At 59.1% G+C, this 3,047-nt stretch carries 2 protein-coding genes; both read left to right on the top strand.

Going from position 1 to position 3,047, the window contains the following annotated elements; genetic code table 11:
* Positions 1 to 160: 160 nt before the first annotated feature.
* Complete coding sequence (mutM, locus tag DBR12_RS15970) at positions 161 to 976, top strand: bifunctional DNA-formamidopyrimidine glycosylase/DNA-(apurinic or apyrimidinic site) lyase (protein WP_108618158.1); 816 nt, start codon at positions 161 to 163, stop codon at positions 974 to 976.
* Between the two features lie 253 nt (positions 977 to 1,229).
* A partial coding sequence (locus tag DBR12_RS15965) for a dynamin family protein (protein ID WP_233244597.1) occupies positions 1,230 to 3,047 on the top strand: 1,818 nt, incomplete at its 3' end.

Raw genomic sequence — 3,047 nt, 5'->3', positions numbered from 1 at the left:
CTATTGGTGGTGGCGCGGTTGTCACTGCTGGGTTGCTGGGCCCATGCGGATGGGGTGGCAACCGCCACTACGGCAGCGAATGCGGCGGTTCGAAAGCTGTGAGAGAGCACCATCGGGTCATAATAATCTATGCCTGTGAAGCCGTTGCCCGGCCTTTTGTATGCCTGAGTTGCCCGAAGTGGAAGTGACCCGTCGCAGCTTTGCCGAAGCGATTGAGGGCGCCAAAATTCAAGCCTTGGTTTTGGGTAAGCCACTTCGCTGGCCGTTGGGCTGTGACCCAATGTCATTGGTGGGGCAACAGATCGTGGGGCTGCGTCGGCGGGGCAAATACCTGCTGGCCGACACCAGCGGGGGACTTTTGCTGATCCACCTGGGCATGTCGGGCAGCCTTCGTTTTGCGCTCGGGTTGCCGTTGGCCGGGCCGCACGATCATTTTGATCTGGTGACAGACAAGGGAACTTTGCGACTTCATGATCCGCGTCGGTTTGGAGCGGTCGTGTTTGCTGCGGGCGAACATGCCCCCGTGGCAGTGAAGCTGCTCGGTGCTTTGGGCATGGAGCCTTTGTCGGAGACCTTCTCGTTGCCGGATTTCCAGGCAGGTCTGAAAAAAAGCCGTGCACCCATCAAACAGTTATTGCTGGCAGGTAATCTGGTGGTGGGTGTTGGCAATATCTATGCGTCAGAGGTGCTGTTTATGGCGGGGATCCGGCCTACGGCGATGTCCTCTCGCATCGGGGCCGGGCGGGCGCGCCGTTTGTACGAAGCCATTCGTGTTGTCCTGGCGCGAGCCGTAGAAATGGGCGGGAGTACCTTGCGCGATTTTTCGAATGCAGATGGTATGGCGGGGCATTTTCAAACCGCCGCCAACGTGTATGGACGGGAAGGCGCCCCTTGTCATGCCTGTGGCGCGACGATACGGCTTTTGCGCCAGGGGCAGAGGAGCAGCTACTTCTGTCCTCAGTGCCAGCGGCCCTAGGAAGGCGTTGTTCAACGTTGGGGTCAGAGGCCCTGCAGGGCTCCCCTGCAAGGCTCCCATGTCTGTGCTAGCAACAGCCTGCGAGCGGTCGATGCTATATTTTGTGTATGTCTACGTTGTAGGCCATTCATAGATCTGTGGGAGCAAAGTGGGACCTTCATTCAACGAACAGTTCGACCAGCATGGTGCCTGGCGGCGAGAGTTCGCCCAGCAGCTCAAGCGGCTGGCCGAGTGGATGTCCTCGCATGATCTGATGGATGCTGCTGTGCAGGAGCGACTGCATCGCCTGGAGGAGCAGGTCCGTAGCGACAAAGTCATGGTGGCCTTTGTCGCAGAGTTTTCCCGCGGCAAATCGGAGCTGATCAACGCGATCTTCTTTGCTGACTATGGGCGCCGCATCATGCCTGCCAGCGCAGGTCGCACCACCATGTGCCCTACGGAGCTGGGGTATGACGCCACTGTGGCGCCCAGCCTCCGGCTGCTGCCCATCGAAACCCGTCTGCAGATGCAGGGTTTGGCCGAATGGCGGATGAAGACCGAACGCTGGACAGAAATTCCACTGGATGTTGGCAACGCAGACCAGATCGCCAGTGCACTGGAAAAAGTGGCCGAGGTGCGCAAGGTCAGTTTGGACGATGCCCGTGCGCTAGGTTTCTGGCACGATGAACTGACCGATGAGAACCCCGTACCTGATGCTCAGGGCCTGGTGGAAGTGCCCATGTGGAGGCACGCCATCATCAATGTTCCCCATCCGTTGCTCAAGCAGGGTCTGGTGATTCTGGACACTCCCGGTTTGAACGCTGTGGGCGCTGAGCCAGAGTTGACCGTCAACCTGATCCCCCAGGCGCACGCGGTGGTCTTCATTCTGAGTGCCGATACTGGCGTCACCCGCTCGGATCTGTCCATCTGGCGTGAACATCTTGCGACATCCTCCGACAGCATGGATGCGCGGCTTGTCGTGCTGAACAAAATCGATACGCTGTGGGATACGCTGAACAGCGCTGAGCAGGTGCAGTTCCAGATGGAGCGTCAGTGTAGAACGTCGGCTGAGATGCTGGGAGTGCCCTTGGAAAGGGTGGTCCCCGTGTCTGCCCAGAAGGGGCTGGTTGCCAAGATCACGGCGGATGATGTGTTGCTTGAAACCAGTGGTTTGCCTGTTCTTGAGGAAGCCCTGGCCAAGGGCATCATGGGTCGGCGCAGATCCATTTTGCGGGCAGCAGTTTCCGCAGGGGTAGCCAGCCTGCGCATAGAGACTGGACGGGTTATCAACATTCGTCGCCGTGATCTGGATGACCAGATGGCCGAATTGCGCAGCCTGCGGGGCAAGAACGCATCGGTGATTGAGTCCATGCGCCACCGTATCGAGCAGGAGCAGCGTGAGTTCGACTTGAGTACGGCCAAAATCCAGGCTGTGCGTGCTGTGCACCTCAAGCTCTTGCGGGATGTGTTTCAGCAACTGGGCGCCAAAGCGCTCAAGGCTGAGTTGTCGGAGTTGGCGCAGACGTTGCAGCAAAAAGGCCTCAAGCTGGGCGTCAAAAAGATCTATGTGCAGACCTTCGACAAACTGCGCGGTACGCTTGACAAGGCGCAGGCCTCAGGTACAGAAATCCAGGCCATGTTAGGAGGTACCTTCCGACAGCTCAACGCCGAATTCGGGTTCTCGCTTCAAGTACCCACGCCTCCCCAGTTGGAGCATTTCACGCACGACCTGAACCAGATCGAACAGAGCCATCTGCAGTACCTGGGAGTGGGTAACGCGCTGAAACTGGCACAGCCGGAGTTTGCCGAGCGGCTCGTGCGTGCTTTGGCCATGCGTTTACGCACGGTGTACGAGTCTGCCGCCAACGATCTGGAACTGTGGAGCAAGTCGGCAACGGCGCAACTTGATGCGCAATTGCGCGAGCGCCGACGCAGCTTTGCGCGTCGCATCGAGGCGGTGGATCGCATACAGCAAGCGGCCAGCGGGCTCGTGGAGCGTATTTCGGAAATTGAGGCGGGTGAAGAGGCGCTGGGCTCGGTGGAGCGCAGGTTGCAGGAACTTACCTCCCAGCTGATTGCCTTGCCGGGCCTG

The organism is Acidovorax sp. HMWF029 (genome assembly GCF_003060895.1).
GTDB lineage: Bacteria > Pseudomonadota > Gammaproteobacteria > Burkholderiales > Burkholderiaceae_C > Acidovorax.
Note: the sequence above shows the minus strand (reverse complement) of the source record. Positions and strands in the feature narration are given on the sequence as shown.